Below are 25,357 nucleotides of genomic sequence, written 5' to 3'. Positions count from 1 at the left end.
CGGTTTATTGCGTCGCCATGACCCGGTCAACGAGGTTGGCGAGTTGTCCCAAACCCTTGTAATCCAAGTCTGACGAAGCGGTCTTTTCATCGGCTGGGCCGAAACCGGCCTTGAATCCGAGCTTGGCTGCTTCGCGCATGCGGATACCGCCATGGGCAACGGGGCGCACCTCGCCCGAAAGGCTCACTTCCCCGAGCCACACGCTGCGGTCGGGCAAGGGCTTGTCCGCAAGCGCGCTTACCAGGGCTGCTGCAACGGCAAGGTCTGCGGCGGGATCCGACAGGCGATAACCCCCCGCCACGTTGAGATAGACTTCGGCGGAACTGAAATTGAGACCGCAGCGCGATTCCAGCACGGCCAGCAGCATGGCGAGGCGGCCACTGTCCCAGCCTACTACCGCACGGCGGGGCGTTGCACCCGATTGGAGCCGCACGATCAGGGCCTGGATTTCGACGAGGACGGGCCGTGTCCCTTCCATCGCCGGGAAAACCGCGCTTCCGGCCATCTGCTGGTCGCGGCCGGAAAGGAACAGCATCGAAGGGTTCTCGACCTCTTCCAAGCCTTCCCCCGCCATGGCGAACACGCCGATCTCGTCGACTGCGCCGAAGCGGTTCTTGAGCGCACGCAGGATGCGGTACTGGTGGCTGCGCTCGCCTTCGAAGCTCATCACCACATCGACCATGTGTTCCAGCACACGGGGGCCAGCGATGTTACCGTCCTTGGTCACATGGCCGACCAACACCAGCGCGACACCGTTTTCCTTGGCGTAGCGGATCAATTCGAAGGCACAGCCACGCACCTGGCTGACCGTGCCCGGCGCACCCTCGATCGTGTCGGAGTGCATGGTCTGGATGGAATCGATCACGAGGAACTTCGGCGGCTCCATCGTCCCGAGAGTGGTCAGGATGTCGCGCACACCGGTCGCCGCCGCGAGTTTGACCGGCGCATCGGAGAGGCCAAGGCGAGCCGCACGCATACGCACCTGGCCTGCCGCTTCCTCGCCGCTGACGTAGACGACGCCGTGCCCTTCCCGCGCCACCTTGGCCGCGGCCTGCAACAGCAGTGTCGACTTGCCGATACCGGGATCGCCGCCCATCAGAATCGCGCTGCCCGGAACGAGGCCGCCGCCTAGGGCACGGTCGAATTCGGCAAGCCCCGTCTTTTGCCGCACCGGCATTTCGCCCGGCTTGTCGAGATCCACGAATTCGACGGCCCTGCCCCCGCTCGACAGGTCATGCTTCAGGGAGAACACTGTAGCCGGCGCATCTTCGACCAGCGTGTTCCATTCCGCGCAGTCGGCGCACTGCCCCTGCCAGCGGTGCGAAACACCGCCACAAGCCTGACAGACATAACGTTTCTTCGGTTTGGCCATGTGGGTTGGCTAGACGGAACATTTGCGGAACGCAATTGCCAATGCGACGTCGAGTGTGCACAAGCATCGGCGATGCGGCAAAAAGAACTTCGGATCGCGCTTGTCTGCTACGGCGGGGTCAGCCTGGCGGTCTACATGCACGGGGTCACACGCGAATTGTGGCACCTCGCGCGGGCCAGTCGCGATTATCATTCGGGCGCACCTTCTTCATCCGGTGTCGATGCGGTCTATCGCGAGATGCTCGCTGCGATCGAGGAGGATCACGAACTCCGCCTGCGTATCATTCCGGACATCATGAGCGGTGCGAGCGCGGGTGGGATCAACGCCGTCTTCCTCGCGCAGGCCATTCATTCCGGGCAAAGCCTCGAACCGCTGACCGACCTCTGGCTCGAGGTCGCCGATGTGGATGAGCTGACCGATCCCGATGCGCGTCTGCGATGGCGAGGAGGCAAGTTCTGGGCGCAGCCGCTCGCGACCTTCATACTCAGCCGTCCGGGCACCGAAATTGCCGAAGAAGTCGCGCCGGAAACGCGGGCGGAAGTAAGACGCAAGGTATCGCACCTGATCCGTGGGAGGTGGTTCGAGCCCCCCTTTTCCGGCCTAGGGTTCTCGAAACTGCTCGAGCGCGCCTTCAGCGCCATGGCCGATGCGCCTATCGAGGCTCCCTTGCTACCTCCGGGCCATCCGCTCGACCTGTTCGTCACGACGACCGATTTTCACGGCTATCTGGAGCTGCTTCGCCTAAACAGTCCGCCGGTGGTTGAGGATACCGAACACCGCCTGCCTATCTCGATGCGCAGCAGGGTGCCCGGCACTGGCGGGAAAGATCTCGCCAATCCGTTGGAGCTGGTCTTTGCCGCGCGTGCCACGGCCAGCTTTCCCGGCGCCTTTCCGCCCCTCAAGGTCGAAGAGATCGACCGGCTGGCGAAGGACAGTGGCCGCGATTGGGCTAGCCGCGGGGAATTTCTCGACACCATCATGCCGATCCATGTGATGCGCGGCGATACCGATACGGTGTCGCTGATCGATGGCTCGGTACTGGTGAACAAGCCTTTCGGCGGGGCTATGGCAGCGCTCCGCGGAAGACCGGCCCAGAGAGAGGTCGACCGCCGCTTCGTCTATGTCGATCCGCGCCCCGACAGGTTTGGTTCGCGCGATGATCGTGCGTCGCGCGATGTCGGGTTCTTTTCGGCCATCTTCGGTTCGCTTTCCACGATCCCGCGCGAACAGCCCATTCGGGACAACCTCGAACAATTGGACGAACAGAGCCGCGAGGCTGAGCGATTGCAGCGGATCGTCGCCGCGCTGCGTCCCGAAGTCGACGCGACGGTCGAGCGGCTGTTCGGACGCACGCTCTTCCTCGACAGGCCAACGCCCAAACGCCTGAAAGCCTGGCGCCAGAAAGCGCAGCAAGCCGCGGCGGAGCAGGCGGGCTACGCCTTCCATTCCTACGCGCAGGCAAAACTCAGCGGCATAGTCTCGCGGCTGGCTAAGCTTGCGTATGATGCGGCGCCTTCGCTTCACTTGCCCGACCATCTTGCGGTCGAGGAAGTCCTCCGCGAGGAATTGCTGCGCCGCGGGCTCACGACGTTGTCGAGCGGAAACGGCGGAGCGACCAGCGAAGCGATCGGGTTCTTCCGCGAACACGATATCGGCTTTCGCATCAGGCGTTTGCGTCTGCTCGCCCGCAGGCTGGCGCGCGATTGGGAAGCCGATCCGGAGATTTCCGACGACGCTCTGGAACACGGGCGGGATGCGATCTATTCCATTCTCTCGCTATATTTCGAGAAAGAAGGCCTCGCCTCGCTTGGCGATGATTTCCACGACGTGGCGCAGAGCGTGTTGGGCGATCCGGGCACGGTGCTCGACACCATCGAAAGCAAGCGCCTGCTGATCGATACCGACGACAAGGCGGAGGAGATGCTGGCGGAGGCGTTGCAAGCCATGCCTGCCAATCTGAAGCGGCGGATGCTGTTCGCCTATCTCGGTTTCCCGTTCTACGACGTCGCCACATTGCCGCTGCTGCGCAACGAAGGCTTCACGGAATTCGATCCGGTGAAGGTGGACCGCATCAGTCCCGATGATGCGCGCAGCATCCGCGAGGGCGGAACACGGGCCACATTGCGCGGGATCGAGTTCTACAATTTCGGTGCGTTCTTCAGCCGGTCCTATCGCGAAAACGATTACCTGTGGGGGCGCCTGCATGGGGCGGAGCGGATGATCGATCTCGTGTGCTCGACCGTAGACCATGCTCCCGGCGAGCTGGTGGTCAGGAGTTTCAAGAAGAAGGCTTTTCTCGCCATTCTGGACGAAGAAGAGGCCGCAGGGCGATGTGCCCGCGGCCTCCTCGATCAGATACGGTCCGAAGTCCTCGAACGCTTGGTCTAACCGCCGAACACTTCCTTGATCTTGTTGAAGAAACCCCGGCTTTCGGGGCATTCGTCACCGGTCTCTGTTTCGCGGAATTGCTCAAGAATTTCGCGCTGTTGCTTGCTCAACTTGGTCGGGGTTTCGACGGCGATTTCCACCACCATGTCTCCGCGACCGCGCCCCTGGAGGATGGGCATCCCCGCGCCGCGCTGACGCAGCTGCCTGCCGGACTGGATACCGGCGGGAATTTCGAGCGTGATTTCCTCGCCATCCAGGCCGGGAATATCGATCGAACCGCCAAGAGCAGCCTTCGTAAAGCTGATCGGCACCCGCGTCGCCAGCGTCGTTCCTTCGCGCACGAAGATCGGATGCTGCTTTACATGGACGAAGATGTAGAGATCGCCCGGTGCCGCGCCGCGCGGACCGGCCTCGCCCTTGCCCGAGAGGCGGATGCGCGTGCCGGTATCGACGCCCGGGGGGATGTCGATCTCGATCTTTTGCGGAACGTCGACCTGACCTTCGCCGCGACAATCCCTGCAGGGACTGGTGATGATCTCGCCATCGCCGTGGCAGTTGGGACAGGGCCGTTCGACGACGAAGAAGCCCTGCTTTGCACGGACCTTCCCCTGCCCAGAGCACAAATTGCAGGTCCGCTTCTGCGTGCCCGGCGTCGCGCCGCTGCCGTGACAAGTCTCGCACGAACGGCTGACTTCGATTTCGATCTCGGTCGATTTACCGTCGAAAGCCTCTTCGAGAGTGACCTCCATGTCGTAGCGCAGGTCTGCCCCGCGCCGCGGCTGCGCCCGGCCACCGCCACCGAAGGCGCTGCCGAAAATGGTCTCGAAGATATCGCCGATATCGCCGAAGTCGGCGCCCGGGTGGCCGTGGCCGCCCCCGCCCTGCATTCCCTGCGTGAAGGCCTCGTGACCGAAGCGGTCGTAGGCTGCGCGTTTCTGCGGGTCCTTGAGGCATTCATAAGCGGCGCTGACCGCCTTGAATGTGTTCTCGCTCTCGGCGCACCCGGGATTGCGGTCCGGATGGTGCTTCATCGCGAGCTTGCGATAAGCGGACTTGATCGTCGCGCCATCCGCATCCCGGCTGACGCCGAGTAATTCGTAAAAGTCGATTTCAGTAGCTGACATGATGATCCCGCCTGCTGAAAATCCAACCGCCACCGGCGCATTTCGCACCGATGGCGGTCGGGGTTTTCATCAGGAGCCTTAGTTCTTCGCGTCTTCGTCGACTTCGGAGAATTCGGCATCGACGACTTCTTCGTCATTGCCCGCATCGCCGCCGTCTTCGCTCGGAGCATCGGCCGAAGCCTTGGCCTGCTCCTGCTCGTAGATCGACTGACCCATCTTCATCGCGCTCTGCGACAGATCCTGGGCCTTGGCGTTGATGTCTGCTGCATCGTCACCTTCGAGAGCGGTCTTGAGCGCCGCGACCTTCTCCTCGACTTCTCTCTTCAGCGAAGCTTCGATCTTGTCGCCATGCTCTTCGAGCTGCTTCTCGGTGGCATGGACGAGGCTGTCGGCCTGGTTGCGGGCCTCGGCACCTTCCTTGCGCTTCTTGTCTTCGTCCGCGAACTTTTCCGCGTCCTGGACCATCTGCTCGATATCGGCGTCGGTCAGACCGCCGGATGCCTGGATCCGGATCTGCTGTTCCTTGCCGGTACCCTTGTCCTTTGCACTGACGTTCACGATGCCGTTGGCGTCGATGTCGAAGGTCACCTCGATCTGCGGCACGCCGCGCGGTGCAGCGGGAATGCCCACGAGGTCGAACTGGCCGAGCAACTTGTTGTCGGCAGCCATCTCGCGTTCGCCCTGGAACACGCGGATCGTCACGGCCTGCTGGTTGTCTTCAGCGGTCGAGTAGGTCTGCGTCTTCTTGGTCGGGATCGTGGTGTTGCGATCGATCATGCGCGTGAACACGCCGCCGAGCGTCTCAATGCCCAGCGACAGCGGGGTCACGTCGAGCAGCAGCACGTCCTTCACGTCGCCCTGGAGGACGCCGGCCTGGATGGCAGCACCCATGGCCACGACTTCGTCGGGGTTCACGCCGGTGTGCGGCTTGGAGCCGAAGAAGCCTTCGACCACTTCGCGCACCTTCGGCATGCGGGTCATCCCGCCGACCATGATGACTTCGTCGATCTCGTCCTTGGAGACGCCGGCATCGGCCAATGCCTTCTTGCACGGCTCGAGCGTGCGCTGGATGAGGTCGCCGACCATCTTTTCAAGGTCCGCGCGGCTGATCGTTTCGACAAGGTGCAGCGGGGTGGACGAACCACCTTCCATGCGCGCCGTGATGAACGGCAGGTTCACTTCGGTGGTCTGGGCCGAGCTCAGCTCGATCTTGGCCTTTTCCGCCGCTTCCTTGAGGCGCTGCAGAGCGAGCTTGTCGGTCCGCAGGTCCATATTTTCCTTCTTCTTGAACTGGTCGGCCAGCCATTCGACGATTGCGCTGTCGAAGTCTTCACCGCCCAGGAAGGTGTCGCCATTGGTCGACTTCACTTCGAAGACGCCGTCGCCGATCTCCAGGATCGAAACGTCGAAGGTACCGCCGCCAAGATCGTAGACTGCGATGGTCTTGCCGTCTTCCTTGTCGAGACCGTAGGCGAGCGCGGCCGCAGTCGGCTCGTTGATGATGCGCAGCACTTCGAGACCTGCGATCTGGCCGGCATCCTTGGTTGCCTGGCGCTGCGCGTCGTTGAAGTATGCGGGAACGGTGATGACGGCCTGCTCGACCTTCTCGCCGAGATAGCTCTCGGCGGTTTCCTTCATCTTCTGCAGGATGAAAGCGGAAATCTGGCTGGGCGAATATTCTTCGCCGCCGGCCTTGACCCAGGCATCGCCGTTCTTGCCCTTGACGATGTCATAGGGGACCAGCTCGGTGTCCTTCTTGGTCACCGGGTCATCGAAGCGGCGGCCGATCAGGCGCTTCACCGCGAAAACCGTATTGTCCGGATTGGTCACTGCCTGGCGCTTGGCCGGCTGACCGATGAGGCGTTCGCCGTCCTTGGTGAAGGCGACGATGGAAGGCGTGGTACGCGCGCCTTCAGAATTTTCGATGACCTTCGGCTTGCCGCCGTCCATCACGGCGACGCAGCTGTTGGTGGTGCCGAGGTCGATACCGATTACTTTAGCCATGGTTTCCCCATAAGTTTCACATTGTTGGACACCGCACTTCTGGTCCCCCACGAGAGGCGGAACCGGTCGGCGGCTCATTCGAGTGGTGTGTTACCCGAGCGATATAGGTGCGGTTTTTCTTGGCACAAGGGAGGTCCCCCGCTAGTTTTTTGCGCCATCAACAGGAGGGAATTTCCACAATGATCAAACCCGTTTTCGCCGCAGCCCTGCTTGCGGGCTCCAGCCTTGCACTCGCCGCCTGTGGAGGCGCGGAAGAAGAAGCGCAGTCCTCCGCCACGAGCGATGCGGCAGGGCTGACGGTCGAGAACGCGCGCATGGTCCTGCCGGCGGTCGCCGGAAATCCCGCCGCAATCTATTTCGATCTCGTCAACAATGGCGATCGCGGCGTTGCTGTTCGTAAGGCCGAGGTCGACGGTGCCGGCAAGACCGAGGTCCACGGCACGATCGAGATGAATGGCAATATGGAGATGAGTGAAACCGGTCCGCAGGCGGTGCAGGCCGGAGCTACCCTGAAGTTCGAGCCGGGCGGCCTCCATGTCATGGTGTTCGACCTCTCGCCCGATCTCGTCGCGGGTAGCGAAACCGCCATGACCCTCACCGTTGCGGGCGGCAAATCGGCCACCTTCACCGTTCCGATACAGGCTGCTGGGGACGAGCGCTGAGCGATCCGCGCGACACACTCGACATAGAGAGCCATGATGCCGCCGTTCCCGCAACCTGCGAGATCGGCGGCCAGCGGCCTCTTACGGCCGGAGAGATAGCGCTAGCGCGGAGCGTTTTGGGGACGGTCATCGACTATGCGCGCGTCACGATCCGTCGGCGCAAATGGTTTCCCTTCCAGCCTCGCCGGGTCACGATGGCACCAAGGGGTCACCTACATTTCCATCCCGCGTCCGAGAACTATTGCGATGATTTTTCGGCAGCCGACCTGCGGCGGCAAGGCCTCTTCATCCATGAGATGGTCCACGTATGGCAGACCCAGACGCGGGGCGAATGGTATCTGGTGACCCGGCGCATGCCCTGGGCGCGATACGACTATTCGCTTAGGCCCGGCTGGGCGCTTGAACGATACGGCATCGAACAGCAGGCCGAGATCGTCAAACACGCTTTCTGGCTACGTAATGGCATGAGGATAGCTGGGGTTGGCGACAAATCCGCCTACGACCTGCTCGTCAATTTTCCCGGAGCAGATGGATGACCGTTCTCGTGAGGGATTTCAGGTCGGGCGACGAGGCTGTCTTCGCGGCCCTCAACCTGCGCTGGATCGAGGAATATTTCGGCGTCGAGGAAAGCGACCGCCGCCAGCTGGAAAATCCGGTCACCTCCCTGCTCGACCCTGGGGGAGCCATCGTGCTTGCCGAACTGGAAGGGCGCGTTGTCGGCTGCGGCGCTCTCGCCGTCCCGCACGAGGTGCCGTCAGACGGGCGCAAATGGCTCGAGGTCGTGAAGATGGCGACCGATCCTTCGGCACAGGGACAGGGTCTGGGTTCCGCTATTCTTGACCGGCTCATCGAAATTGCCAAGGGCCGGCGTGCCGATGCCCTCTGGCTGGAGACGAATTCCCGCCTTGAGCCCGCTACCCGCCTTTATCAGCGCAAAGGGTTCAGGGCTCTCGAAGCTCACGAATTGCGGCACACGCCCTATGCGCGGTGCAATCTGCAGATGGTTCGCGATCTTTAGCCGCGACGGGACTATCCACACCCCGCCTTGAGCGAACCGGTTTCAATGGATACGAATGCACGCATTGACCGAGCGGCCCAACCCGCGCTCGGCGATGAGTCATCACAATGGAGCTTAAAGACTACGGTATGAGCCGCGAGCGCGGCTATCTTTCGCATTACGAGATCGACGAGATCACGCTCCCCGAACAATTCGGTCCGATCGTGAAAGCGGCAGGCATATTGTCGGCGCTGCTTACTTCGGGCCGGGCCCGACACTTCCTCGATGCCCTCCCCGATCCGGAAATTTCGGCATGGGTCCAGACCGCTCCGGAGGAAGAGGTCCGCACTGCCATGGTGCATTATTCCTTCCTGGTTCAAGCCTATGTCTGGGGCGAGGCAAAGCCGCCTCAACACCTCCCCGCAAATCTCGCCCGGCCCATGTGCGCCCTGTCTGACCGCCTCGGCCAGGCGCCGCTCCTCCCCTATTCCGGATACGTGCTCGACAACTGGTACCGGCTCGACAAATCGGGACCCATCACGCTGGACAATATCGCCATGCACCAGAATTTCCTGTGCGGTGCCGACGAAAACTGGTTCGTCCTCGTTCACGTCGCGATCGAAGCGGAAGCCGGTGTCCTGCTGGATAATGCAGCGCGGCTCGTCGACGTCGCTAGAAAAGGCGACGAGGCGGAAGCTACGCGCCTGCTGAAGGAAATGGACGACGCCTGGGAGCGCATTTACGAACATTTCGCGCGCATGCCCGAGCAATGCGACCCCTATATCTACTTCCACCGCGTGCGGCCTTACATCCACGGCTGGGCGAACAACCCTGCATTGCGAGACGGCGGCCTTGTCTATGAAGGGATCGAGCGTTTCGAGGGCAAGCCACAGGCATTGCGCGGACAGACGGGATCGCAATCGTCTATCGTCCCGGCGATGGATGCACTCTTCCAGGTCGGACATAGCGACGATCCGCTCAAGAGCTTCCTCGACGAGCTGCATCATTACCGCCCGGTCGAGCACCGCCGTTTCATCGAGGACCTGGCAGCGCAGTCCACCTTGCGGGATTTCGTGTCGGCCAGTGAGAATGCGGAACTGAAGGCAGCGTTCAACGCCTGCCTTGAGCAATCCGCCCGCTTCCGCACCCGTCACCTCGAATATGCGGCAAGCTACATCAACAAACAGGCGGGCAGCATTGCCGGGAACGATCCGGATGTCGGTACGGGCGGCACGCCCTTCATGAAGTACCTCAAGAAGCACCGCGACGAAAACCGGGCTCAGCTGGTGAGCTGAACCTGATCGGCGGTCCGGCGGGAATGGCAGTCCCCGCCGGACCGTTCAGCGTGATGCAAGGTCGCACCCGCAAGATTATCCGGGTGCCAGGTGGGAGAATGACAATGAATTGGTCGGGAGCGACGGTTGTAGCGGCTGGAGCCTTTCTTTCGCTTTTCGGCTCACCTGCCCTTGCGCAAGAGCCTTCCCACGGCGCCGAACTGGTTTCGCAGGCCCTTGTCGAGGCACGGGAAGCTTCCCCCGATATCGAACTCACCTCGTTCGGGTGCACAACGAACCAGCGGATGATCGCGTGGATCGAGGGCGAGCGCCTTTATTACCCCTGCATGGTCAACGAGCTGGTTCACGACCGTTTCGATGCAGCGATGCTGGTCAACCTGTTGCTGGCGGAACCGGTTGCGGAAGCGGCCCAGCGTCCGAAAGGCGACCCCTCCCTCGCCGAAAGTGCTGCTGCGATAGGTGCGGTGGCGATCGGAGCCGAGCTGGACGACGATACCGATGCCAAGCGTGTCGACCGCTATTACAGCGAAACGCCGACCGAACCCAATCCTCCCCTAGCCCGCTTCTACCCGCGTGATTCCGACACGTTCCGCGCAGAAGTGTCGCGCGTCGACAATCTGCGCGACAATGCCCGCCGCAGCGATGCGACGGACGAGCGGATGCAGGAGAGACTGGAAGAGCGCCGGCGCGAAGACCGCGAGGTCCAGGCCCGGTACCAGTCGGTCACGGACTTCCTCAATCTTTCACGAGCGCAGGACTTCTGCCCTGCCGATGGGAGAACTTTCCTTGCAAGGGCGGTGGAATTTTCAACCAGCCCTCGACCGGACGACCGGATGGTGGGCCTATGGGCGGACGACCGCCGACAGGTTCTGCAGGCCTATCTGAACGACGTCTCGCTGTGCCGCTGACGCAGCCTAATCGTAGCTGACGCCCTCCAGGCCCTGACCACCGTCGGCAATGAACGCGTCGATCCGGGCTTCCAGCGCCGGCAACGGCACCGAACCCAGCGACAGCACGACATCGTGGAATTTGCGAATGTCGAACCGGCTTCCCAGCGCGTCCTCCGCCTTTGCCCGAACGCGGCGGATCGTCATCTCGCCCAGCTTGTATGCGAGCGCCTGGCCGGGCCAGCTGATGTACCGATCGATCTCGGTTTCGACCTCCCGGTTGGAAAGCGCGGTGTGACTGGCAAGATAGTCGATCGCCTGTTCGCGGGTCCAACCGTAGTGGTGGATGCCCGTGTCAATCACCAGGCGCGCGGCACGCCACATCTCGTAACTCAATTTCCCGAAACGTTCGTAGGGCGTGCGGTAGATGCCCATCTCCTCGCCGAGATACTCGGTGTAGAGCCCCCAGCCCTCGCCGAAGCCGGAGAAATAGGTCTGGCGGCGGAACCTCGGCGCATCGTCGCGTTCGAGGGCAATCGCCGCCTGGAAACTATGCCCCGGGGCGCATTCGTGCATTGTCAGCGCCGGAATGTTGTAAACCGGTCGCGAAGGCAGGTCGTGCGTGTTGATCTGGCAATATTCCAGCCCGCCGCGCCCCGCTGTGTAGAACGGCGCGATAGCCGGATCGACCGGACGAATGCCATGGCGATACCGCGGCAGGAAGCCGAAGTAATCGCTTAGCCGGTCATCCACTCGCTTTGCGGTATAGGCGGCCACCCCCATCAGCTCGTCGGGGGTATCAGCGACGAATTGCGGATCGGTCCTCAGGAAGGTGATGAACTGCTCAAGGGTGCCCTCGAAGCCGGCCTCGTCCTTGACCTGCTCCATTTCCGCCTTGATCCGGGCCACCTCTTCAAGTCCGATGGCGTGGATTTGCTCAGCGGTCAGATCGAGCGTCGTATACTGCCGGATTTGCTGCGCGTAATAGGCGCGTCCTTCGGGAAATTCGCTGGCACCGATCGTCGATCTCGCGCGCGTAAGGTACTCGTCGCGGAAGAACTGCAGCAATGCCGCATAGGCCGGGGTCACATGCTGGCCGATGGCGGCCCTTGCCGCGGCGCGCAGGCGTTCTTGCTCGGCTTCGGGGATCGAGGCAGGCATGGTCTCGAAGGGCGTCCAGAAGGGACTTGCCTCCGGTTCATCCACCACAAACGCCTCGATCGACGCATCTCGCCCTTCCAGGGTAACGGCCGGGACGCTGAAGCCGCGATCCAGTCCGTCGCGCGCGTTAGCGGTATGCTCTGCGAAATAACGCGGCAGATCGCGCATGCGGCCGATGTAGTTCTCGTATTCCTCTACCGAGGAGTAAGGAGTGCGCCCAGCGAGATAGGACCAAAAATTGGAATCGCTGTTGAGCGGCATTTCCCATTCGGCGAACCTGGCATCGCCGATTTCCGCTTCGAGGAGGGTCCGCAAGATCAGCGCGTTGGTCCGCGCATCCTTGCCCAGCGGCTCGCCTTCCAATGCCTGCAGCTGCTGCAAGAGTTCGGCATATCGAGCAGAGCGAGCGCGCTGAACATCGGGCGATACCGACGGCAGGCTGTCGCCTTGCCTCGTCTGACCGCTTTCGGTTTCCACCAGCGCGTAATTGTCGAGCTGATAATCGTAAAACGCATCTGTCAGCGCGGCCAGGCGCTCGTCGGCGCTTTCCTGTGCGGAGACAGGGGACATGGCGGCAATGAGAACCGCCGCTCCAAGCATTGCAGTTCTCATCGCCGATCCACTTCCAATGTTCAGTCGGGCTTCTTCGCGACGCCGACCATTGCCGGACGCAGCAAACGGTCCTTGATCATGTAACCCGCCTGCATTTCCTGGACGATGGTGCCTGCATCGACCTCGTCGGTCGGGATTTCCATCATGGCCTGGTGCTGGTTCGGATCGAGCGGCATGCCCTTGGCCGCGATGCGGGTAATGCCGTTCTGGTTGAACACCTTTTCAAGCTCGCGCTGAGTGGCTTCGATACCTGCGATAAAGCCCTTGAGCTTCTCGTCTTCGCGCTGCTCCGCAGGAATGGCGTCGAGTGCACGGGCGAGATTGTCGGCCACACTCAGGATGTCCCGGGCGAACCCGGTCGCCGCGTAATTGCGAGCGTCCTGGATATCCTTTTCCATCCGGCGGCGAACGTTCTGCGTTTCGGCACGGGCATAAAGCGCGTCCTGCTTGGCCGCTTCCAGATCGCCGCGCAGGCTCGCCAGCGCTTCCTCAAGCGCTTCGTCTGCGGCGTCTTCTTCGCCGTCCTTGTCACGCAGGTGCTCCGGCACGCCTTCCATCTCGCGCGCCACTTCTTCGTCGACCGCCTTGTCCTGCGGTTCGTTCGTGTTCTCGTTGCTCACTTGTAAACCCTGTCAGCCTAATCTTTTGCCCAAGGAACGGGCCGTGAAATCAACCATGGGGACGACACGGGCGTAATTCAACCGAGTTGGCCCGATGACCCCCAGCACTCCGACCACCTTACCTTCCCGGTCGCGATAGGGCGAGGCGATGACCGAGGAACCGGATAGCGAGAACAGCCGGTTCTCGCTGCCGATGAATATCCGCATGGCATCTGCGTCCCGCGCATTTTCAAGGAGCTTGGCGACCGACTGCTTGTTTTCGAGATCGTCCAGAAGAGAGCGCACCCGCTCGATATCGCTGAGCGCGCTCTCGTCCAGCAGATTGGCCTGGCCGCGCACGATAAGGACCGGGCGTTCGGCCGTGTCGGTGGTCCAGGTCGCGATGCCGCGGGCCACGAGATCGCGGCTGGCCTCGTCCAGCGCGCTGCGTCCGCCGGAAATCTCCTGTTCGACCACAGCGGCCGCCTCGGCGAGTGTCCGCCCGGACGAGCGCGCGGTGAGGTAATTGCTCGCCTGTTCGAGCGACACGCCCAAGACGGCTGCCGGAACGGAGAGTATGCGATTTTCGACATGGCCGTCCTCTCCCACGAGCACTGCCAGAACGCGGTTCGCGTCGAGCGCGGTGAGGGACACCTGCGATAGCCGCGGCTCCCTTCGGGGCACCATCACCATGCCCGCGGCGCCCGAAAGATCGGACAGCAGCGCGCTTGTCTCTTCCAGCGCGCGCTCGATCGGGCCGGGTTCTGCGAGGCGTTTCTCGATCGCCGCCCGCTCCTGTGCGGTCGGTTCGGCAACCTGCATCATTGCATCGACGAACAGGCGCAGGCCGCTTTCCGTCGGCATCCTGCCCGCGCTGGTGTGAGGGGCGGCGAGCAGGCCGCGTTGTTCCAGCTCGGCCAGGACAGAACGGATGGATGCGGGCGACAGGCCGACACCGCCCTCGCCCGCAAGCGCCTTCGAGCCGACAGGAGTGCCGGTGTCGAGATACCCCTCCACCACGAGGCGGAAAATCTCCCGCGCGCGGTCGGACAAATCGGAAAGCGGAGGGCCGTTCATGCCTTCTATCTAACCACTCCACTTGCGGCCTCAAGGCCCATCGGCCAAAGCCTCCACCGAGATTCGACTGAATTGGAGAATGGAATGCGACCTTCAGGACGCGCGCCCGACGAAATGCGCGCCATCACTATCGAGACGGGATACACCAAGCACGCAGAAGGCAGCTGCCTGATCAGCTTCGGCGGAACGCGGGTCCTGTGCACGGCATCGGTCGAAGAACGCATTCCGCCATGGCTTCGCGGCAAGGGAGAAGGCTGGGTCACCGGTGAATACTCCATGCTCCCGCGCGCCACGCACACGCGCGGTCAGCGCGAAGCGGCCAAGGGCAAGCAGAGCGGACGAACGCAGGAAATCCAGCGGCTTATCGGGCGCAGCTTGCGTGCAGTGGTAGATATGAAGAAGCTTGGCGAGCGCCAGATCACGCTCGATTGCGATGTCATCCAGGCCGATGGTGGTACGCGTACCGCATCGATCTCGGGCGCATGGGTCGCACTGCGGCTGGCCGTCGATGGCCTGATGAAATCGGGCGACATTGTGGAAGATCCGATCACCGCCAAGGTCGCTGCCATTTCCTGCGGTGTCTACAAGGGCACTCCGGTGCTCGACCTCGATTACCCCGAGGACAGCAATGCGGATGCCGATGCCAACTTCGTCCTGATCGAAGGCGGCAAGATCGCCGAGGCACAAGCTACGGCGGAAGGCGCGCCCTATGACGAGGAAGCCTTCCTGCGCTTGCTCCGGCTTGCACAGATGGGCTGTGCGCAAGTGTTCAAGGCACAGGACGAGGCAACCCGCAAATGACCCGTCGGCTCGGTTCGGGAAGCCTCGTCATCGCGACGCATAATGCCGGCAAGCTCAAGGAAATCTCGGCTTTGCTCGCGCCTTACGGCGTGAAGTGCATCTCTGCTGGATCGCTGGGCCTGCCCGAACCGCCCGAGACAGGCACGACTTTCGTACAGAACGCGCTGCTGAAGGCCCGCGCGGCAGCAGAGGCATCGGGCCTGCCCGCTCTCGCCGACGACAGCGGGCTTTCGGTCGATGCGCTCGATGGTCGCCCCGGCGTCTACACGGCGGACTGGGCCGAACGGCAGCATTTCGAAGGCGAACCCGGCCGCGACTGGTACATGGCGATGGGCAAGGTCGAAGGCATGCTTCAGGAAAAGGGGGCGGACGTCGACCGCTCCTGCGCCTTCCACTGCGTTCTGGCACTTGCCTGGCCCGACGGAGAGCAGGCGGTCTACGAAGGAACGGCTCCCGGCACGCTGACATGGCCGCCGCGAGGCGAAATGGGTTTCGGCTATGATCCGGTATTCGTCCCCAAGGGCCGCGACCTGACGTTTGCGGAAATAGCGCCGGAGGAAAAACACGCCATCAGCCATCGTGCCGATGCATTTGCGAAACTGGTGGCGGAGCAGTTCGCCTAATAGGCCATACGACCCCAGACATTGCCCGCCGGGTAGTAACGACAGACCAGGACGTCCCAGCCCCGATCCGTGACCACCGCGCAGCCGACTTCCTGAGTATCGCGCCAGATTACCTGCGTGTAATGCGCCACGTCAGCCCATTGGCCGGTGCGGGAAATCTCAGGGAAGCGCCCATGACGATAATGTCGCTTTTCATCGATGAACATGCCGACCATGGTATCGACCGGCCACGCATTAGCAGTCCCCATCCAGAGGTTCTCGCCGGTTCCGCTGCGCATCGAGGCGCTGGCATGTTCGAGGCGTCCCTTGCGGGCGAGCGTGTGGCCCCAGTCCCTAGCTTCACGCGCCAGCTGCGGGCTCCACTGCAGCATCGGAAGGCCCAATTGCGCGCGTTCACGGTTGTGGAGATGGAGAATGCGCCCGGCATGGCGATCGGCTGCATTATCGTGCGCCGGATGCTCACGCACCGTGGCAGACGAGGCAGCAGCGCCGCCAGCGCTTGCAGCGACACCGACACCCGTGGCACATAGCAGTCCCAGTGCAGCGACAGCGGTCGCGTAAAGTTTCATGCCTTCCATGCCTCCGCTTAAAACGGAGCTGGCTTAATTTTCAATGAAAGCGCCCCTTGGCCAAAGCCCTCTACATTCACTGGCCCTTCTGCCTCGCAAAATGTCCCTATTGCGACTTCAACAGCCACGTCCGCGAGCGGACGGATATGGACGTCTGGGAACGCGCCTTGCTGAGCGACATGCGTGCCGAAGCAACCCAGAACAAATCTCAGGAAAAGCTCGCAAGTATCTTTTTTGGCGGGGGAACTCCGTCATTGATGCCACCGACCCTCGTTGAAAAACTCCTGCAGGAAGCAGAGGAAATCTGGGGTTTCGAGGATGGCATCGAGATCACGCTGGAGGGCAATCCATCCTCGGTCGAAGCCGCCAATTTCGCAGCGCTGGCGAGTGCCGGGGTGAACCGTGTCTCCCTTGGGGTTCAGTCCTTACGGGACGAAACGCTCCGGTTTTTGGGCAGGTTGCATGGCGCCGAAGAAGCTATTCACGCTCTCGAGACCGCACAGAGCCATTTCGGCCGCGTGTCGATCGACCTGATCTACGCCCGCCCCGACCAGACAGAGGCCGACTGGCGGCAGGAATTGGGCGAGGCCATGGCACTCGGCACCGATCACCTATCGCTTTACCAGCTGACGATCGAGCCGACGACGCGTTTTGCAACCGATGTCCGGCGCGGTGTATTCACGCCGCTCGACAATGACCCAGCAGCCGATCTTTTCGCGATGACGCGGGAAATGACCGCCGCTGCCGGACTGCCAGCCTATGAGATCAGCAATCATGCGCGGCCCGGACAGGAAAGCCGGCATAACCTGACCTACTGGCGCTACGAGGATTATCTCGGGATCGGCCCGGGAGCACACGGGCGCCGTGACGGCATAGCGACCTTGCGACACAAGAAACCCGAAAACTACCTTGCCGCGGTTGAACGTCAGGGCTCGGGCATCTCTGAGAACCGCACGCTCACAAAGAACGAACAGGCTTCGGAAGCGCTGCTGATGGGACTGCGCCTTGCGGAAGGGATCGACATGACTTCCCTTTCCCGCCGTTTCGACGTCACCTCCACCACCATGCTCGATGACGCCAAGCTGCGCCTCTATCGCGACCTCGGCCTGGTCTGGAAGAAGGCGGACAGGATTGGCGTCACCGAGGCAGGCATGCCCTTGCTGGACGCCCTGCTTGGTGAACTTGTGTCAGAGGACCTGGTCGCGGGATGACCAAGGCGGATTGCCTTCATGCCTGGCACGACCACCTCTCGCTGGCGCAGCGGCGCTCCGATCACACCGTGCGCGCATATTCGAAGGCTGCCGAGCGGCTGATGACGCGCGGCGAGTTCGAGACATTCGAGCAGGTTGCGGCTTTGACCGCAGCCGAGTTGCGTAGCCATCTGGCGTCCCGCCGCAGCGATGGCCTGTCCAATGCTTCGACGGCAAGGGAGCTTTCCGCGCTCAAGAGCTTCGTGTCTTTTGCCAAGGCGCAGGCGGGTCACGACGTCACGCAGGCTCCGCGCCTGAGGGGACCGCGTATCAAAAAGGGCCTCCCACGCCCCGTGTCGCCCGACGATGCAATAGGTTTGGCTGAAACGGTCGACGCGATGGCGATGGAGGATTGGGTTGGCGCGCGCGATCGGGCGGTCCTGCTGTTGCTCTACGGGGCGGGTCTACGAATTGCCGAAGCCTTGTCGCTGACGGGTTCGGACGTCCCTCTTGGCGAAACACTCACCGTTACGGGCAAAGGCGGCAAGCAAAGGACCGTGCCCATACTGCCGCTGGTCCGCGATGCAATCGCCGAATATTGCACACTCAATCCCTGGCCGCTTGGGCCGCGCGATCCCCTGTTCCGGGGGGTCAAAGGCGGCGCGCTTTCGCAGGGCGTCGTCCAGAAAGCGACAGCACGCGCCCGCAAGGCGCTAGGGCTGCCGGACACTGCGACACCGCATGCGCTGAGGCACAGCTTTGCGACCCACCTGCTCGGAGCGGGTGCCGATCTGCGCAGCCTGCAGGAATTGCTAGGTCATGCCAGCCTCGGTTCGACGCAAATCTATACGAAGGTCGATGCCGCCAGTCTGCTAGACACCTATCGCAACGCACATCCACGCGACCGCGATTGATCACATAGCGGCGTGACGTCGCTCGATCGCGTCCCAGATCAGCGCGGGAGTATCGGTTCCGTTGAACTTGTCGATGGCGACGATGCCAGTGGGCGAAGTCACGTTGATCTCGGTCAGGTATTGGCCGCCGATCACATCGATGCCGACGAATACCAGCCCCCTCTTCTTGAGCTCAGGGCCCATCGCTGCGCAAATTTCCTCTTCCCTTTCGGAGAGACCGGTGGCTTCGGCATGGCCGCCCTGCGCAAGGTTCGAACGAAACTCACCTTCGCCCGGGAAGCGATTGATTGCCCCGGCAAATTCCCCGTCGACCAAGACGATCCGCTTGTCGCCTTCGCTGACTTCGGGGAGGAAGGGCTGGATCATGTGCGGCTCTGGCCAGGTAAGGTCGAACACCTCGCTAAGCGCGGACAGGTTCGTACCCGTCTCGTCCAGACGGAAGATCGCCTTGCCGCCATTGCCATGGAGCGGCTTGATAACGACCGATCCGTGCTTTTGCTGGAAGGCCCGCAAATCATCGAGGTGCCGCGCAATCATCGTCGGCGGCATGAAACGCGCGTAATCGAGAACTAACATCTTCTCCGGCGCATTCACCACTTCGCGGGGATCGTTGATCACAAGGGTCGTGCTTTTGAGGCGATCCAGCAGGAGCGCAGAGCTGATATAGCCGAGGTGGAACGGCGGATCCTGCCGCATCAGGACGACGTCGATATCCCGAGCAAGGTCGATCCTGCGCCTTTCACCAGCCGTGAAATGATCGCCTTCCACGCGCTGGACGGTGACCGGCGCGGCATGGGCCGTGATCCGTCCTGCAGGGGTGCCGTCGCTTTCATAAGCGAGCGAGGTGACGTCGTAGTGCCAGACTTCGTGTCCCCTTGCCTGTGCGGCCAGCATCAGCGCGAAGCTGCTGTCCCCGGCGATATTGATGCTTTCGAGCGGGTCCATCTGGACGGCGACACGCAGGCCCATTGCGATCTCCTAAGGTTGCCAGGCGTTGGCGATGTGGCGAGGGAAAGCGCCCGGTGCAAGCAGGATCACGTCCACGCGGATGTCCTCTCCATTGGTCGCATAGCGATGAGCGACGGATTCTGTTGCCGCCGCGACACGCGCCAGCCGACGCTCGTCGATTGCATTGTCGAGTTCCGCGCGCTTGCTGCGCCACTTCACCTCGATGAAGGCGACGATATTCCCGCGTTTTGCGACAAGGTCGATTTCGCCTGCCTTGGTCTTCACCCGCTGGTCGAGGATGTGCCAGCCTTTGGCGCGAAGCCAGAATGCCGCCCTCGCTTCGCCGTCCCTGCCGTTACGTTCGGCAACCTGCCGCTTCATTCCGATTTGAGATCCATGGCGCGGGCATAAAGGGCCTTGCGATCGAGACCCGTTTCCTTGGCTACGTGTCCTGCAGCCTGAGAGGGTTTCATGGTCGCCAGAGCTTTGCGCAGCATATCGTCCGCATCCGCCTCGTTCGCCTGGACCGCCTCGGGGGGACCGATGAGCAGGACGATCTCGCCGCGCGGAGGGTTGGCGTCGTAATAGGCCATCAGGCCGGAGGCGAAGCCGCGGCGGCATTCCTCGTGCAGCTTGGTCAATTCGCGCGCGACGGCGATCTCTCGCTTAGGCAGGAGTTCCTCGATGGTGGCTAGTGTCTTCAGAAGGCGCGGCGCGGTCTCGTAGAGCACCAGCGTGGCGTCGATCGCGGCTAGCTCTTCCAGAGTTTCTCTGCGTCCCTTCTCTCTCGACGGCAAAAAGCCTGCGAACAGGAAGCGGTCGTTCGGTAGGCCGGAAAGGGTCAGCCCGACCACGGCCGCGCAGGGCCCCGGAAGGCTGGTGACAGGTATGCCTTGCTCCCTGCAATCGTTGACAAGCCGATAGCCGGGATCGCTCACCATGGGTGTCCCTGCGTCGCTCACCAGTGCGACTGCCCTCGTTTGCATGGAGCCGACGAGCCTCGACCGGTCCCGATGCTCGCTATGGTCGTCGTAGCGCCACATGGGTTTCGAAATTCCGAGGTGTTTGAGCAGTTTGCCCGTGACGCGCGTGTCCTCGCAGGCGACCCCGTCGCAGCGGCGCAGGATATCGACAGCGCGCATCGTTATGTCGCCCAGATTGCCGATTGGGGTGGCAACGAGATAGAGACCGGGTGTAAGACTTTCGTCAGGCGCAGGGGATGCGGGTTCGCTCACATGCCTTCCATGACCAGCAAAAAGGGACGCGGCAAGGATGAAGCAGGCATTTATGAACCGGCGCGGTGCAATCGCGGCATTCGGAGCGATGGCGCTGTCTGGATGCGCGATCATTCCCAAGACGGCCGAGCCCGCTCCGCCAGCGCCGACGCCGGAACCCAGTGCTACGAGCTTGCCGCAGGACGGGGAGCGGCACCGAGTCGCTCTGCTGGTGCCCATGTCCGGAGACAATGGTGCGGTCGGCCAGTCGATCGCGAATGCGACGACGATGGCCCTCCTCGATACGAATGCCGACAATATCCGCATCACGACTTACGACACTGCGCGCGGGGCCCAGGCAGCTGCGAACGACGCCCTTGCCGATGGCAGTCGCCTCATCCTCGGCCCCCTGCTCGGGAGCAATGTGGCGGCCGTTCGATCGACGGCAGCGGCGGAGAATGTGCCGATCATCAGTTTCTCGAATGATACCACGGTTGCCGGGCCCGGCGTCTTCATCATGGGTCACATTCCGGAACAGTCCATCTCCCGCAGCGTGGAATATGCGCGACAACAGGGCGCAAATACATTCGCCGTCCTGGCCCCCGAATCCGACTATGGCAGTCGCGCCGAAGCTGCCCTGCGCTCCGCCCTTACGTCCTACGGCGGTCGGCTAGTTGCTACAGAGCGCTATTCCCGCACGAACACTTCGGTCGTCAGCGCCGCCGGAAGGCTCAAGGCTATGGGCGGGTTCGACACGGTTTTGATCGCCGATGGGGGAACGCCCTCGATCCGCGGGGCACAGGCGATTGTGTCGCCTTCCCTGCGTATCCTCGGGACGGAGCGGTGGGCTGGCGAAAGCGCGCTGTTGCGGCTCGAGGCGCTGGAAGGTGCGCTGTTCTCTGCTGTGACGGACGGACGCTACGGCGGATTCGTCACCAGCTACGAGGCGCGGTTCGGCAGCCAGCCCTATCGTGTCGCGACGCTGGGTTACGATGCCGTGCTTCTCACCTTGCGCGCAGCACGCGACTGGGAAGTCGGACGTGAATTCCCGACCGACATCCTTTTCCAGTCGGGAGGTTTCGACGGGATGGACGGCCCTTTCCGCTTCCAGCGCAACGGCATCGTGGAACGTGCCCTCGAGGTGCGATCGGTCAGCGATGGCGGGATAATCACCGTCTCCAGGGCTCCTTCGGGCTTCTGACAGGCGGATAACGTCACGGCGGTGCTTGTGCGCGCGGATTCGCGCGCGATATAGCACTCACCATGGCCGACGATCTTTTCGAGAACACGCCCACATCGAGCGGCGATTACGACGCATCATCCATCGAGGTCCTCGAAGGCCTCGAACCGGTGCGCCGCCGCCCGGGCATGTATATCGGCGGGACCGACGATCGCGCCCTGCACCACCTCGTCGCCGAGGTGCTCGATAATGCCATGGACGAAGCGGTTGCAGGCCATGCCAGCAGGATCGAGATCCGTCTAGACGAAGGAAACAAGGTCACGATCAGTGACAATGGTCGCGGCATCCCGGTGGCGGAACATCCGAAATACCCCGGCAAATCCACGCTGGAGGTCATTCTCACCACCCTGCACTCGGGCGGCAAGTTCTCGGGCAAGGCCTATGCGACCAGCGGCGGCCTGCACGGTGTCGGTGTTTCGGTCGTCAACGCCCTTTCGGACTACACCCGCGTCGAGGTGGCCCGCGACAAACAGCTTTTCGCGCAGGAATTCTCCAAGGGACATCCTACCGGCAAGCTGCAGGAGCTCGGCCCCACTCCGAACCGGCGCGGCACCACCGTTACCTTCACCCCGGATGCGGAGATCTTCGGCGACCGCGCCTTCAAGCCGAAACGGCTGTTCAAGCTCGCCCGCTCGAAGGCGTATCTTTTCGCAGGTGTCGAGATCCGCTGGAAATGTGCAGAAGCTTTGACGAGCGACGATGTTCCGGCAGAAGCCGTCTTCAAATTTCCGGGCGGGCTTGCAGATCACCTTGCAGAACAGCTGGGCGGGCGCGAATGCGTCACCGCGCAGCCCTTTGCAGGCAATCAGGATTTCCCCGATGAGCAGGGCCGCGTGGAATGGGCCATTGCGTGGCCGCTTTTCTCCGACGGGTCGACCAGCTGGTACTGCAACACCGTCCCCACTCCCGATGGCGGCACGCACGAGCAGGGCCTGCGCGCAGCCCTGACCAAGGGGCTAAGGGCCTTCGGCGATCTGACCGGCACCAAAAAAGCCAAGGACCTCACCGCCGACGACGTGATGAACGGTGCCGAGGTCATGCTGTCGGTCTTTATCCGCGACCCCCAGTTCCAAAGCCAGACGAAGGATCGCCTGACTTCGCCCGAGGCTGTCCGCCTGGTCGAAAACGCAGTCCGCGACCATTTCGACCACTTCCTCTCCGATAACATGGACCGCGGCAAAGCGCTGCTCGGCCAGGTCATGGAGCGGATGGACGAGCGCCTGCGCCGCAAGCAGGAACGCGAGATCAAGCGCAAGACCGCGACCAATGCGAAAAAGCTCCGTCTGCCCGGCAAGCTGACCGATTGCAGCGGCGAAGGCGACGGCGAGACGGAACTGTTTATCGTCGAAGGGGATTCGGCAGGGGGCAGCGCCAAGCAGGCCCGTAATCGCAAAACGCAGGCGATCCTTCCCATCCGCGGCAAGATCCTCAACGTCGCCAGCGCGACTGCCGACAAGATCCGCGCCAACAGCGAGATCGCGGACCTGAGCCTGGCGATGGGCTGCGGGACCCGCAAGGATTGCGATGCGGAGAACCTGCGCTACGACCGCATCATCATCATGACCGACGCCGATGTCGACGGCGCGCATATCGCCACGCTCCTGATGACGTTCTTCTTCCAGGAAATGACGGACGTGGTGCGCAACGGCCACCTCTACCTTGCCCAGCCACCGCTCTATCGTCTGACGGCGGGCAAGGAGAGCCGCTATGCGCGTGACGACGAGCACCGCAAGGAACTGGAAGAAACGGTCTTCAAGGGCAAGAAGGTCGAAGTCGGCCGCTTCAAGGGCCTCGGCGAAATGAACCCCCAGCAGCTGCGTGAAACGACCATGAACCCGGAGACACGTTCGCTGATCCGGATCACCCTGCCCGCCGAATTCGAGGACCGTGCAAAGGTCAAGGAACTGGTGGACCAGCTCATGGGCCGCAACCCCGAGCATCGTTTTAACTTCATCCAGAACAATGCCGGGGAATTCGACCGCGAAATGATCGATGCCTGACGATAGAAACGATCCGGAAGACGCGAACGAAGGCGATGTGATGGCGGGTGACCGCCGCATCGCCCGGACCGATACCGCGCTTCCGGACTGGTACGCATCGGACGCCGCTTACCGGCCGATCCCTATCGCCTGGTTCGCGGGAGCGCTCGTCCTCCAGGTCGTGGCCCAGCCAGCCGCGGTCATGTTGTTCTGGGGCCTTCTTGGACTGCCGCGACTGGTCGTCGTTGCCATTGCCCTGCTGATCACCGGGATGATCTGGCAGTTCACCTGGGATCGCGGAATGCACGGCGCGCCCAAGCCTTGGCAATGGGCCACCGGCCTGACGCTCGCATTTTTCTTCGGGATTACCGCCCTCTCGATGCTCGGCTAGTCAGCCACCTCGTCCAAGCGGGTGTGCACATGCAATTCGCCTTCGAGCGTGCGATGCACGGGACACTTGTCGGCTATTTCGAGCAGGCGCGCCCTTTGGTCATCGTCCAGCGCATCCCCGCGGATTGAAATCACGCGATTGAGGGCCTGCATCTGCTTGCCCTCCTCCATCGCTTCGACATGATCGCACTCTTCGGCGTGCTTGCGCTCATGCGTGACATGGACGCTGACGCCTTCCAGGGGCCACTTCTTGCGATCGGCATACATCTTCATCGTCATCGCCGTGCAGGTGCCGAGCGCAGCGTTGAGAAGATCATAGGGTGTCGGCCCACTGTCATCACCGCCATAGCTTTTCGGCTCATCGGCGATGAACTGGTGGGCGACGGTGTGGACCTCGGTGCCGAATTTTCCATGGCCGGTACAAGCGACGATGCCTTCTTCCGGCATCGGCCAGTCGTCCCGCAGTGGCAGGTAACGATGGGCCCAGCCAGCAATCACCCGCGCTGCGAAATCGGCGTCCTGTTCCTGCAGCAGAAGATGATCGGCGCCCTCGAGGCTGACGAAGCTCTTGGGATGTTTGGCAGCCTGGAAAAGCGCGCTCGCGTGTTCCACCCCGACGATGGCGTCGGTCGGGGAATGCAGGAACAGGAGCGGCTTCCTGAGACGCTTCACCTCGTCGAGAAGGTCGATATTCTCGACCCGCTCAAGGAATTCCCTGCCGAGGCAGAACTCCTGGCCGCCGATCCTTACCTCGCCTTCGCCCTTGCTCCGGATCGCCTCGATGTCTCCGTCGATATTGCGCAGCACGTGCGGCACATCCGAAGGAGCGCCGATGGTGGCGATTGCCGCAACGTGCTGTGCGCCGATCTCGTCTGCTGCGGCAAGCACGGCTGCGCCGCCCAGACTATGTCCGACGAGCAGGATCGGTTGCTGGAAGCGCTCGACCATGTAGCTCCCGGCCGCGACAAGATCGGACACATCCGCTGCGAAGCCGGCCCTGCCGAACTCTCCACCGCTTCCTCCGAGACCGGTAAAATCGAACCGCAACGTAGCAATCCCCTCACGCGCCAATGCACGCGCAACCGCCACCGCCGCCCGGCTCTGCTTGGTGCAGGTGAAGCAGTGAGCAAACAGTGCCGCGCCGCGCACGAGCCCGGTCGGCATTTCCAGCGAGCCGGTCAGGTCATGGCCGGCGTCGGTAGCAATCGTCAGGTTTTCGGTCGGCATGTACCCTCCTTCGTCCTTGGGGATGCAAGTGTTACAACGCCCCCTTGCCCTAAGCGTGCCCTAGCCCTAACGCATCGCACAAGT

At 62.5% G+C, this 25,357-nt stretch carries 24 protein-coding genes; 13 read left to right on the top strand and 11 right to left on the bottom strand.

Translation table 11 applies throughout. The features are described 5' to 3' along the window. Positions 1-4: 4 nt before the first annotated feature. Positions 5-1,372, bottom strand: coding sequence for a DNA repair protein RadA (gene radA / locus K3179_RS11740; RefSeq protein ID WP_221565337.1), 1,368 nt, complete (start codon positions 1,370-1,372; stop codon positions 5-7). A 72-nt stretch (positions 1,373-1,444) separates the two neighbouring features. Here radA and K3179_RS11735 point away from each other — a divergent pair, with 72 nt between their 5' ends. Continuing rightward, the gene (locus tag K3179_RS11735) at positions 1,445-3,760 is read left to right on the top strand and encodes a patatin-like protein (RefSeq protein WP_221565335.1); all 2,316 of its coding nucleotides are present in this window, start codon (positions 1,445-1,447) and stop codon (positions 3,758-3,760) included. On the opposite strand, the gene dnaJ is transcribed toward K3179_RS11735, so the two are convergent. Together dnaJ and dnaK are read right to left on the bottom strand one after the other, a co-directional pair. Then, complete coding sequence (gene dnaJ, locus K3179_RS11730; RefSeq protein WP_221565333.1) at positions 3,757-4,884, bottom strand: molecular chaperone DnaJ; 1,128 nt, start codon at positions 4,882-4,884, stop codon at positions 3,757-3,759. The two genes, K3179_RS11735 and dnaJ, sit on opposite strands and share 4 nt — an antisense overlap. Before the next feature lie 78 nt (positions 4,885-4,962). Next, positions 4,963-6,888: a molecular chaperone DnaK gene (gene dnaK / locus K3179_RS11725; protein ID WP_221565331.1), complete on the bottom strand. Its 1,926-nt coding sequence runs from the start codon at positions 6,886-6,888 to the stop codon at positions 4,963-4,965. 179 nt (positions 6,889-7,067) lie between these two features. On the opposite strand from dnaK, the gene K3179_RS11720 reads away from it, so the two are divergent. The 5 genes from K3179_RS11720 (at position 7,068) to K3179_RS11700 (ending at position 10,750) form a co-directional block, all read left to right on the top strand. Beyond that, positions 7,068-7,550 carry a copper chaperone PCu(A)C gene (locus K3179_RS11720; protein WP_221565329.1) on the top strand — a complete coding sequence of 161 codons (483 nt, stop codon included), beginning with the start codon at positions 7,068-7,070 and terminating at the stop codon, positions 7,548-7,550. Positions 7,551-7,612: 62 nt separating this feature from the next. Then, the gene (locus tag K3179_RS11715; protein ID WP_221565635.1) at positions 7,613-8,086 is read left to right on the top strand and encodes a vgr related protein; all 474 of its coding nucleotides are present in this window, start codon (positions 7,613-7,615) and stop codon (positions 8,084-8,086) included. Further along, on the top strand, positions 8,083-8,568 hold the full coding sequence (locus K3179_RS11710) for a GNAT family N-acetyltransferase (RefSeq protein WP_221565327.1): 486 nt from the start codon (positions 8,083-8,085) through the stop codon (positions 8,566-8,568). The genes K3179_RS11715 and K3179_RS11710 overlap by 4 nt, the downstream gene beginning before the upstream one ends. Positions 8,569-8,675: 107 nt before the next feature. Continuing rightward, a complete protein-coding gene (locus K3179_RS11705) occupies positions 8,676-9,842 on the top strand; it encodes an indoleamine 2,3-dioxygenase (RefSeq protein WP_221565325.1) in 1,167 nt (388 codons plus the stop codon). Positions 9,843-9,946: 104 nt separating this feature from the next. Continuing rightward, positions 9,947-10,750: a hypothetical protein gene (locus K3179_RS11700; protein WP_221565323.1), complete on the top strand. Its 804-nt coding sequence runs from the start codon at positions 9,947-9,949 to the stop codon at positions 10,748-10,750. Positions 10,751-10,756: 6 nt separating this feature from the next. Here the strand turns inward: K3179_RS11700 and K3179_RS11695 are convergent, their stop codons facing one another. Genes K3179_RS11695 through hrcA form a run of 3 tightly spaced genes read right to left on the bottom strand, consistent with a single transcriptional unit; the run spans position 10,757 to position 14,178 of the window. Next, on the bottom strand, positions 10,757-12,502 hold the full coding sequence (locus tag K3179_RS11695; RefSeq protein WP_221565321.1) for a DUF885 domain-containing protein: 1,746 nt from the start codon (positions 12,500-12,502) through the stop codon (positions 10,757-10,759). 20 nt (positions 12,503-12,522) lie between these two features. Beyond that, positions 12,523-13,122, bottom strand: coding sequence for a nucleotide exchange factor GrpE (gene grpE / locus K3179_RS11690; RefSeq protein WP_221565319.1), 600 nt, complete (start codon positions 13,120-13,122; stop codon positions 12,523-12,525). 12 nt (positions 13,123-13,134) lie between these two features. After that, positions 13,135-14,178 carry a heat-inducible transcriptional repressor HrcA gene (gene hrcA, locus K3179_RS11685; protein WP_221565317.1) on the bottom strand — a complete coding sequence of 348 codons (1,044 nt, stop codon included), beginning with the start codon at positions 14,176-14,178 and terminating at the stop codon, positions 13,135-13,137. 84 nt (positions 14,179-14,262) lie between these two features. On the opposite strand from hrcA, the gene rph reads away from it, so the two are divergent. After that, complete coding sequence (gene rph, locus K3179_RS11680) at positions 14,263-14,979, top strand: ribonuclease PH (protein ID WP_221565315.1); 717 nt, start codon at positions 14,263-14,265, stop codon at positions 14,977-14,979. Continuing rightward, entirely contained in the window at positions 14,976-15,602 is a 627-nt protein-coding gene (gene rdgB, locus K3179_RS11675; protein WP_221565313.1) for an RdgB/HAM1 family non-canonical purine NTP pyrophosphatase, read from the top strand. Before rph ends, rdgB begins: the two co-directional genes overlap by 4 nt. On the opposite strand, the gene K3179_RS11670 is transcribed toward rdgB, so the two are convergent. Further along, positions 15,599-16,180: a CAP domain-containing protein gene (locus tag K3179_RS11670; RefSeq protein ID WP_221565302.1), complete on the bottom strand. Its 582-nt coding sequence runs from the start codon at positions 16,178-16,180 to the stop codon at positions 15,599-15,601. The genes rdgB and K3179_RS11670 overlap by 4 nt on opposite strands. A gap of 47 nt (positions 16,181-16,227) precedes the next feature. Between K3179_RS11670 and hemW the strand changes: the two genes are divergently transcribed. Both hemW and K3179_RS11660 read left to right on the top strand, forming a co-directional pair. After that, positions 16,228-17,382 carry a radical SAM family heme chaperone HemW gene (hemW, locus tag K3179_RS11665; RefSeq protein ID WP_221565300.1) on the top strand — a complete coding sequence of 385 codons (1,155 nt, stop codon included), beginning with the start codon at positions 16,228-16,230 and terminating at the stop codon, positions 17,380-17,382. Then, positions 17,379-18,275, top strand: a complete 897-nt coding sequence (locus tag K3179_RS11660) for a tyrosine recombinase XerC (RefSeq protein WP_221565298.1) — start codon at positions 17,379-17,381, stop codon at positions 18,273-18,275. The genes hemW and K3179_RS11660 overlap by 4 nt, the downstream gene beginning before the upstream one ends. Here the strand turns inward: K3179_RS11660 and gshB are convergent, their stop codons facing one another. The 3 genes from gshB to rsmI are packed head-to-tail and all read right to left on the bottom strand — an operon-like array spanning position 18,276 to position 20,458. After that, positions 18,276-19,244: a glutathione synthase gene (gshB, locus tag K3179_RS11655; RefSeq protein WP_221565296.1), complete on the bottom strand. Its 969-nt coding sequence runs from the start codon at positions 19,242-19,244 to the stop codon at positions 18,276-18,278. A gap of 9 nt (positions 19,245-19,253) precedes the next feature. Further along, on the bottom strand, positions 19,254-19,604 hold the full coding sequence (locus K3179_RS11650) for a YraN family protein (RefSeq protein ID WP_221565294.1): 351 nt from the start codon (positions 19,602-19,604) through the stop codon (positions 19,254-19,256). Beyond that, positions 19,601-20,458: a 16S rRNA (cytidine(1402)-2'-O)-methyltransferase gene (gene rsmI / locus K3179_RS11645; RefSeq protein ID WP_345722810.1), complete on the bottom strand. Its 858-nt coding sequence runs from the start codon at positions 20,456-20,458 to the stop codon at positions 19,601-19,603. Before rsmI ends, K3179_RS11650 begins: the two co-directional genes overlap by 4 nt. 37 nt (positions 20,459-20,495) lie before the next feature. Between rsmI and K3179_RS11640 the strand changes: the two genes are divergently transcribed. The 3 genes from K3179_RS11640 to K3179_RS11630 all read left to right on the top strand — a co-directional run bounded on the left by K3179_RS11640 (position 20,496) and on the right by K3179_RS11630 (position 24,047). After that, on the top strand, positions 20,496-21,638 hold the full coding sequence (locus K3179_RS11640; protein ID WP_247712954.1) for a penicillin-binding protein activator: 1,143 nt from the start codon (positions 20,496-20,498) through the stop codon (positions 21,636-21,638). Between the two features lie 62 nt (positions 21,639-21,700). Continuing rightward, a complete protein-coding gene (gene parE / locus K3179_RS11635) occupies positions 21,701-23,677 on the top strand; it encodes a DNA topoisomerase IV subunit B (protein WP_221565290.1) in 1,977 nt (658 codons plus the stop codon). Beyond that, positions 23,670-24,047: a hypothetical protein gene (locus K3179_RS11630; RefSeq protein ID WP_221565287.1), complete on the top strand. Its 378-nt coding sequence runs from the start codon at positions 23,670-23,672 to the stop codon at positions 24,045-24,047. The genes parE and K3179_RS11630 overlap by 8 nt, the downstream gene beginning before the upstream one ends. Here K3179_RS11630 and K3179_RS11625 read toward each other — a convergent pair. After that, a complete protein-coding gene (locus tag K3179_RS11625; RefSeq protein ID WP_221565285.1) occupies positions 24,044-25,273 on the bottom strand; it encodes a bifunctional alpha/beta hydrolase/OsmC family protein in 1,230 nt (409 codons plus the stop codon). The two genes, K3179_RS11630 and K3179_RS11625, sit on opposite strands and share 4 nt — an antisense overlap. Positions 25,274-25,357 lie beyond the last annotated feature (84 nt).

The sequence above is a fragment of the Qipengyuania intermedia genome, from assembly GCF_019711615.1.
GTDB lineage: Bacteria > Pseudomonadota > Alphaproteobacteria > Sphingomonadales > Sphingomonadaceae > Qipengyuania > Qipengyuania intermedia.
The sequence above is the reverse complement of the archived record's forward strand: the minus strand, read 5'-3'. Positions and strand labels throughout refer to the sequence as shown.

Coding starts and splice junctions, on each gene's coding strand:
- radA (WP_221565337.1), bottom strand. CDS start 1,372: ATGGCCAAACCGAAGAAACGTTATGTCTGTCAGGCTTGTGGCGGTGTT.
- K3179_RS11735 (WP_221565335.1), top strand. CDS start 1,445: ATGCGGCAAAAAGAACTTCGGATCGCGCTTGTCTGCTACGGCGGGGTC.
- dnaJ (WP_221565333.1), bottom strand. CDS start 4,884: ATGTCAGCTACTGAAATCGACTTTTACGAATTACTCGGCGTCAGCCGG.
- dnaK (WP_221565331.1), bottom strand. CDS start 6,888: ATGGCTAAAGTAATCGGTATCGACCTCGGCACCACCAACAGCTGCGTC.
- K3179_RS11720 (WP_221565329.1), top strand. CDS start 7,068: ATGATCAAACCCGTTTTCGCCGCAGCCCTGCTTGCGGGCTCCAGCCTT.
- K3179_RS11710 (WP_221565327.1), top strand. CDS start 8,083: ATGACCGTTCTCGTGAGGGATTTCAGGTCGGGCGACGAGGCTGTCTTC.
- K3179_RS11705 (WP_221565325.1), top strand. CDS start 8,676: ATGGAGCTTAAAGACTACGGTATGAGCCGCGAGCGCGGCTATCTTTCG.
- K3179_RS11700 (WP_221565323.1), top strand. CDS start 9,947: ATGAATTGGTCGGGAGCGACGGTTGTAGCGGCTGGAGCCTTTCTTTCG.
- K3179_RS11695 (WP_221565321.1), bottom strand. CDS start 12,502: ATGAGAACTGCAATGCTTGGAGCGGCGGTTCTCATTGCCGCCATGTCC.
- hrcA (WP_221565317.1), bottom strand. CDS start 14,178: ATGAACGGCCCTCCGCTTTCCGATTTGTCCGACCGCGCGCGGGAGATT.
- rph (WP_221565315.1), top strand. CDS start 14,263: ATGCGACCTTCAGGACGCGCGCCCGACGAAATGCGCGCCATCACTATC.
- rdgB (WP_221565313.1), top strand. CDS start 14,976: ATGACCCGTCGGCTCGGTTCGGGAAGCCTCGTCATCGCGACGCATAAT.
- K3179_RS11670 (WP_221565302.1), bottom strand. CDS start 16,180: ATGGAAGGCATGAAACTTTACGCGACCGCTGTCGCTGCACTGGGACTG.
- K3179_RS11660 (WP_221565298.1), top strand. CDS start 17,379: ATGACCAAGGCGGATTGCCTTCATGCCTGGCACGACCACCTCTCGCTG.
- gshB (WP_221565296.1), bottom strand. CDS start 19,244: ATGGGCCTGCGTGTCGCCGTCCAGATGGACCCGCTCGAAAGCATCAAT.
- K3179_RS11650 (WP_221565294.1), bottom strand. CDS start 19,604: ATGAAGCGGCAGGTTGCCGAACGTAACGGCAGGGACGGCGAAGCGAGG.
- K3179_RS11640 (WP_247712954.1), top strand. CDS start 20,496: ATGAAGCAGGCATTTATGAACCGGCGCGGTGCAATCGCGGCATTCGGA.
- parE (WP_221565290.1), top strand. CDS start 21,701: ATGGCCGACGATCTTTTCGAGAACACGCCCACATCGAGCGGCGATTAC.
- K3179_RS11630 (WP_221565287.1), top strand. CDS start 23,670: ATGCCTGACGATAGAAACGATCCGGAAGACGCGAACGAAGGCGATGTG.
- K3179_RS11625 (WP_221565285.1), bottom strand. CDS start 25,273: ATGCCGACCGAAAACCTGACGATTGCTACCGACGCCGGCCATGACCTG.